The following is a 6691-nucleotide window of genomic DNA, read 5'->3' as shown; positions in this document are numbered from 1 at the left end:
GGCGTTGACGCTACCGGGTAGGAAGAGCGGGCAGGAGAGGGAGGGGGACTGGCGAGAGAGAGCATGCAGAGAAGGCGCGCATGCGGATACCGCTCGGGGCCAAGAATGGCGTGTCGCCGGCGTTTGCGGCGTAGCGGTCCGTGCCCGGGCCGCGTTTGCGGCGGCGCGGGCTGGCGGGCGTGCACGCGCCGCCTCTCGGGCGAGAGGAGCGCGTCACCCGCCTTGCCGAGTCGTCAGCGCGGCCGGTTGGCGACGATGCGGCCGTCGCGCACCTGGAAGCGCTGGGCGCTGCCCTGGCCGGCGATTTCGAGCAGGTCGCCTTCGGAATAGCCGGTGACGTTGGGACAGTCGAGCCATTCCGGATTGATGAAGGGGAAGTACTTCAACGAGCCGCTGCCCTGGCTGGCGAAATCGAAGGTGGTGTTGGCCACGACCTCCGGGTCCCACTGGCTGGCGTCGAAGGTCAGCGCGCAGCCGGCGCCGATGCGATAGACGATGCTGGCGCCCATGCTGGCGAAGCCCAGCGCGCCGACGTGCAGCTGGGCGCCGTTGACCAGCTCGATCACGCGCGTGCCCAGGCGCTCCAGCGTGATGTGCTTGAAGGTGACTTCGGCGCCGTCCACGATCAGCCGCGTGTACTGGCCTAAAGTGATTTCGTTGTAGACACCGCTGAGACTGGCTTCTTTTTCGGTAATGGTTGCCGTTTCGTTGGCGGCAAGCGTAATGGTAGTGCGCATGACAGACGGATCTCCGGGCTTTCTCAGGGGCGGCGCGCTTTTCTTCTTGTGCTTCTGTCCGATAGGCGTGTGCGCCGTCGCTCGCCTGATCATGGGATGTGCCCGCGCCCTGTCGCCCCCTGGCGCTACCGCTTTTTATTATTTGGACACAATTCGATATTTTCCCTTATTTTTGTTGCTTTTGGATTGAGGGATCGCAAGAAAAGCGGGGGGCTAGGGGTAAGTCCTAGTCGTGGTTCCCAGTCTCGTTTGTCGACAAAAAAAACCGGCGCACGAGGCGCCGGTTTTTTCTTGGCAAGCCGCGATGCGACTAGCGCTTGAGCTTGGCGAACGCATCCGCCATCGCGCTGTTCATCATGCCGCCACCACCGCCGCCGCCATTGCCGCCGCGGCCGCCGTCGCCCTGGCCACGGCGGGCCGGACGGTCGCCACCCTTGGGGGCGGCGTCGCCCGAGCGCCGGGCCGGCGCGGCCGTGTCGTTCAGGCGCATGGTCAAGGCCACGCGCTTGCGCGCCACGTCCACTTCCAGCACCTTCACGCTCACGGTCTGGCCCACGCGCACCACGTCGCGAGGATCCTTGACGAACTTCTCGGCGAGCGCCGAGATGTGGACCAGGCCGTCCTGGTGCACGCCGATGTCCACGAACGCGCCGAAGTTCGCCACGTTGGTGACCACGCCTTCGAGCACCATGCCGGGATACAGGTCGTTCAGCGTTTCCACGCCTTCCTTGAACTGGGCGGTCTTGAACTCGGGGCGCGGGTCGCGGCCGGGCTTTTCCAGTTCGGCGAAGATGTCGCGCACGGTCGGCAGGCCGAAGCGCTCGTCGGTGAAGTCCGATGGCGACACGCCCTTGAGCGCCTCGCGCTGGCCGATGATCTGCTTCACCTCGGCCTTGATCTTGGCGACGATGCGCTCGACCACCGGATAGGCTTCCGGGTGCACCGAGGACGCGTCCAGCGGATTGTCGCCGTTGGGGATGCGCAGGAAGCCGGCGGCCTGCTCGAAGGCCTTGTCGCCGAAGCGCGGCACCTTGAGCAGCATGCTGCGGGTGGCGAAGGCGCCGTTCTCATCGCGCCAGGCCACGATGTTCTTGGCCAGCAGCGAGTTCAGGCCCGACACGCGCGTCAGCAGGGCAGCCGAGGCCGTGTTCACGTCCACGCCCACGGCGTTCACGCAATCCTCGACCACGGCGTCCAGCGAGCGCGCCAGCTCGCGCTGGTTCACGTCGTGCTGGTACTGGCCCACGCCGATGGCCTTGGGATCGATCTTGACCAGCTCGGCCAGCGGATCCTGCAGGCGGCGCGCGATCGATACGGCGCCGCGCAGCGTCACGTCCAGGTCCGGGAATTCCTGCGCGGCCAGTTCCGACGCGGAGTAGACCGAGGCGCCGGCCTCGGAGACCACCACGCGCGTGACCTTCAGGTCGGGGAAGCGTTCCATCATGTCGCCCACCAGCTTCTCGCTTTCGCGCGAGGCGGTGCCGTTGCCGATGGCGATCAGGTCGACCTTGTGGCGCGCGACCAGCGCGGCCAGCGTGTTGATGGTGCCTTCGCGGTCGCGACGCGGCTCGAAGGGGTAGACGGTGGTGGTGTCGACGACCTTGCCGGTCTGGTCGATCACGGCGACCTTGCAGCCGGTGCGGATGCCGGGGTCCAGGCCCAGCACGGCCTTGGGGCCGGCCGGCGCGGCCAGCAGCAGGTCTTTCAGGTTGGCCGCGAACACGCGGATCGCCTCGGCTTCGCCGCTCTCGCGCAGGCGGCCGATGAGTTCGCTTTCAAAGGCCGTCAGCAGCTTGACGCGCCAGGTCCAGCGGCATACCTCGCCCAGCCAGCGGGCGCGCGGCGTGGCGTCCAGCGCGAACAAGCCGCGGCCCAGCTTGAGGAAGTCGGCGATGCGCGCCACGCAGGGGTGGGGCGTCTGCGCCTCGAGCTCGGCTTCCAGGCCCAGGCGCAGCTCCAGCACGCCTTGCTGGCGGCCGCGCAGCAGCGCCAGGATGCGGTGCGAGGGCAGGGTGCGCAGCGGCTCGTTGAAGTCGAACCAGTCGCGGAAATTGGCGCCTTCGGTTTCCTTGCCGTCCACCACCTTCGAGTACAGCAGGCCGGTAGACCACAGGTGCTCGCGCATGTCGGCCAGCAGGTCCGCGTTCTCGGCGTAGCGCTCTGCGAGGATGTCGCGGGCGCCGTCCAGCGCGGCCTTGGCGTCGGTGATCGAGGCTTCGGGATTCAGGTACTGCGCGGCCAGCGCGGCCGGATCGCAGCCCGGATCGGCCAGGATGGCGTCGGCCAGCGGTTCCAGGCCCGCTTCGCGGGCGATCTGGGCGCGCGTGCGGCGCTTGGGCTTGTAGGGCGCGTACAGGTCTTCCAGGCGCTGCTTGGTGTCGGCGGCGGCGATTTCCTGCTGCAGCTCGGGCGTCAGCTTGCCCTGTTGCGAGATGGATTCCAGGATGGCGCCGCGACGCTCTTCGAGCTCGCGCAGATAGCCCAGGCGGACTTCCAGGTTGCGCAGCACCGTGTCGTCCAGGCCGCCGGTGGCTTCCTTGCGGTAGCGGGCGATGAAAGGCACCGTGGCGCCGTCGTCCAGCAGCTCGACCGCGGCTGCGATTTGGTTGGCGCGCACGCCGAGCTCGGTGGCGAGCAAAGCGACGATGCGGGCGTTGTCGACGCCGGCGGCGACGTTCGTGATAACGGAAGTTTCAGACATCTCGATACGACGACAAAAAGGAAAAACAAGGGGCGGATTGTGCCACAAGCCACTGTTACAGAACGTGGCAGGGTGGACCAATCCGTCCCTATGAATGGAGGGTTGGGCCGGAAAAGCGGGGCGGCTCCAGGTATCATCTGGTCCTTTCCCCACACACGCGTTTTGCGCCAGAACCGCCGACCGGCGCCGGTCCGGACGCGGTCGCGGCCAGCGCTAGGCTGCATCGATGCTGGACCTGGACATATCCGAATTCTTCGCCGAGGACGGGCCGCTGGCCTCGGCCATGCCCGGCTACAAGCCGCGCCCCGCGCAGATCGAGCTGGCGCAGGCCATCGGCCAGGCCATCCAGGACCGCGCCACGCTCGTCGCCGAGGCCGGCACCGGCATCGGCAAGACCTGGGCCTACCTTGTACCCGCCTTCATCCAGGGCGGCAAGGTGCTGATTTCCACAGGCACCCGCACGCTGCAGGACCAGTTGTTTTCGCGCGATCTGCCGCGCGTGCGCGCGGCGCTGGCCGCGCCGGTGACGGCCGCGCTGCTCAAGGGGCGCGGCAACTATATCTGCCACTATCACCTGGACCGCATGCAGGGCGACGAGCGCGCCCTGAAATCGCGTTCCGAGATCGCGCAGCTGCGCCAGATCCAGGTGTTCGCCGGCATCTCCAAGACCGGCGACCGGGGCGATCTGGCGCAGATACCCGAAGACGCCGAGATCTGGCAGCGCGTGACCTCCACGCGCGAGAACTGCCTGGGCCAGGAATGTCCGCGCATCCGCGACTGTTTCGTGGTCAAGGCGCGGCGCCAGGCGCAGGACGCCGACGTGGTGGTGGTCAACCACGCGCTCTTCATGGCCGACCTGGTGCTGCGCGAAGAGGGCGTGACCGACCTGCTGCCCGAGGCCGACACGGTGATCTTCGACGAAGCCCACCAGCTGCCCGACACGGCCACGCGTTTCCTGGGCAGCAGCGTGTCCACGCACCAGCTGCTGGATTTCGGCCGCGCGCTGGAAGCGGCGGGCCTGGCCTACGCGCGCGAAGCCGCGCGCTGGAGCGACGTCAGCCGCCACCTGGAAACCGCCGCGCGCGAGCTGCGGCTGGTCTGTGCGCCGCTGGACAAGCTGCCGGGCCGCAAGGCGACCTTCGAGGCGATGCCCGAGGCCGAGGAATTCGACCAGGCGCTGGCGGTGCTGCGCGAGGCCGTGGACACGGCCACCAACGCGCTGGGCGCGGTCGCCGAAAAGCATCCCGACCTGATGGCGGCGGCGCGCAACGGCGCCGAGATCTCCGCGCGCCTGAAGCGCTGGGCCACGCCGGCGCGCGCCGGCTCGCAGGCCGACGAAGACGGCTGGGGCCGCGCCGACCAGTCGGCCGAGACGGCGGCGGGCGACGGCCTGTCCACGCCCGTGGCGCTGCTCGAGGGCGCGGCCGCGGCCATGCAATGGACCGGCCCGGCCGTGCGCTGGGTCGAGCACGGCCTGCATCATGTGCGTCTGCATTCCGCGCCCCTGTCGGTGGCGCAGGCCTTCTCGAAATTCCGCAAGCCCGGCCAGGCCTGGATCATGACCTCGGCCACGCTGTCGGTGAATGGCGAGTTCGAGCACTTCACCGGCCAGCTTGGCCTGGACAAGGCGCGCACGGGCAAATGGGAGTCGCCGTTCGACTATCCCGAGCAGGCGCTCCTGTTCGTGCCGCGCGGCATGCCCGAGCCGCAGTCGCCGCAGTTCCTGGACCGTTTCGTGCAGACGCTGCTGCCCTTGCTGGAAGCCAGTCCGGGCGGCACGCTGGTGCTGTGCACGACGCTGCGCGCGGTGGACAAAGTGGCCAGCCTGCTGGCCGACGCCTTCGACGACGCCGGCCATGAATGGCCGCTGCTCAAGCAGGGCGACGCCACGCGCCGCGACCTGCTCGAACGCTTCTGCAAGCTGCCGCATCCGGTGCTGGTGGGCAGCGCCAGCTTCTGGGAAGGCATCGACCTGCCCGGCGACGTGCTGACGCTGGTGGCCATCGACAAGCTGCCCTTCGCGCCGCCCGACGATCCGGTGATCGAGGCGCGGCTGCGCGCCTGTCGCGCGCAGGGCGGCAATCCTTTCGCCGAATATCAGCTGCCCGAGGCCGCGATCTCGCTCAAGCAGGGCGCGGGACGCCTGATCCGCACGGAATCCGATTGGGGCGTGCTGATGGTGGGTGACGGCCGTCTGGTCGAAAAGCCTTATGGCAAGCGTCTCTGGCGCGGCCTGCCGCCGTTTGCCCGCACGCGCGAGCTGGACGAGGCGCTGGCGTTCTACCGGCGCAAGGGCGAGGGCGGCTGAGCGGCGCCCCTCCCGCGCAGGTTCTTGATCGCCCGCGGCGGCGGGCAAAAAAAATCCCCTCGTCAGAGGGGATTTTCTTGCCCATGCGTGAAGTGGTCAGAACGGGTTCCACCAGCTCTTGTCGGCCTTCAGTCCCTTGGACTTGAAGTTGCTGTTGGGGAAGTTCTTGTCGTATACGCGCTGCGCGTCGTTCTTCAGGTCGGTCATGCCGAGCTTGTCGTAGGACTGCACCATCAGGTAGAGCGCCTCTTCGGTGGCGGGCGCGCCCTCGAAGTCGGTGATCACGGTCTGGGCCCGGTTGGCCGCCGCCACGTAGGCGCCGCGCTCGTAGTAGTAGCGGGCCACGTAGACTTCGTTCATGGCGATGGTGTTGACCAGCCAGTTCACGCGCAGCTCGGCGTCGCGCGCGTACTTGCTGTCGGGATAGCGCTTGATCAGCTCGTTGAAGGCGTCGTAGGACGCGCGCAGGCCCTTGGGGTCGCGTTCGGCCGGATCCTGCCCGGTGATGTTGCTCATGAACGCGCTTTGCGGCGTGAAATTGATCAGGCCCTTCAGGTACAGCGCGTAGTCGGTGCCAGGATGGTTGGGGTAGAGCTGCTGGAAGCGGTCGATGGCGGCCAGGGCCTGCTCGTTTTCGCCGTCCTTCCAGTTGACGTAGGCCAGCTCGAGCAGCGCCTGCTGGGCATAGACGCCGAACGGGTAGCGGCTTTCGATGGCGGTCAGGCGCTCGCGCGCTTCCTTCCAGCCGCCGGAGGAGATCTCGGCTTTGGCGTCGGCATACAGCTGCTCGGCGCTCCAGTTGGCGGTCTTGTCGTATTTGCTGCTGGTCGAACCGCAGCCGGCGATGGCCAGCACGGCGAATAGCGCGACGACCGCGCGCAAGACCGGCCCGCTACGGGAGGCGGGAATCGAGGGAGCTGCGGAACGGTGAATCACGAGAATCGT

4 protein-coding genes are annotated in these 6691 nt (G+C 67.9%); 1 reads left to right on the top strand and 3 read right to left on the bottom strand.

The annotated features are described in order from the left end of the window. Positions 1 to 233 precede the first annotated feature (233 nt). Complete coding sequence (locus tag AC6LJ5_RS02815) at positions 234 to 737, bottom strand: hypothetical protein (RefSeq protein ID WP_498139785.1); 504 nt, start codon at positions 735 to 737, stop codon at positions 234 to 236. Between the two features lie 310 nt (positions 738 to 1047). Continuing rightward, positions 1048 to 3438: an RNA-binding transcriptional accessory protein Tex gene (gene tex, locus AC6LJ5_RS02810; RefSeq protein ID WP_103273241.1), complete on the bottom strand. Its 2391-nt coding sequence runs from the start codon at positions 3436 to 3438 to the stop codon at positions 1048 to 1050. 226 nt (positions 3439 to 3664) lie between these two features. Here tex and yoaA point away from each other — a divergent pair, with 226 nt between their 5' ends. Next, entirely contained in the window at positions 3665 to 5746 is a 2082-nt protein-coding gene (gene yoaA, locus AC6LJ5_RS02805) for a DNA repair helicase YoaA (protein ID WP_498139784.1), read from the top strand. 96 nt (positions 5747 to 5842) lie between these two features. Here yoaA and AC6LJ5_RS02800 read toward each other — a convergent pair whose 3' ends face one another. Further along, on the bottom strand, positions 5843 to 6628 hold the full coding sequence (locus AC6LJ5_RS02800) for an outer membrane protein assembly factor BamD (protein WP_103273243.1): 786 nt from the start codon (positions 6626 to 6628) through the stop codon (positions 5843 to 5845). Between the last annotated feature and the right edge of the window lie 63 nt (positions 6629 to 6691).

It is taken from the genome of Achromobacter sp. 1011791174 (genome assembly GCF_059760925.1).
The sequence above is the reverse complement of the archived record's forward strand: the minus strand, read 5'-3'. Positions and strand labels throughout refer to the sequence as shown.

Excerpts from the sequence above, each read along its gene's own strand:
- yoaA (WP_498139784.1), top strand. The coding sequence starts at position 3,665 with ATGCTGGACCTGGACATATCCGAATTCTTCGCCGAGGACGGGCCGCTG.
- tex (WP_103273241.1), bottom strand. The coding sequence starts at position 3,438 with ATGTCTGAAACTTCCGTTATCACGAACGTCGCCGCCGGCGTCGACAAC.
- AC6LJ5_RS02815 (WP_498139785.1), bottom strand. The coding sequence starts at position 737 with ATGCGCACTACCATTACGCTTGCCGCCAACGAAACGGCAACCATTACC.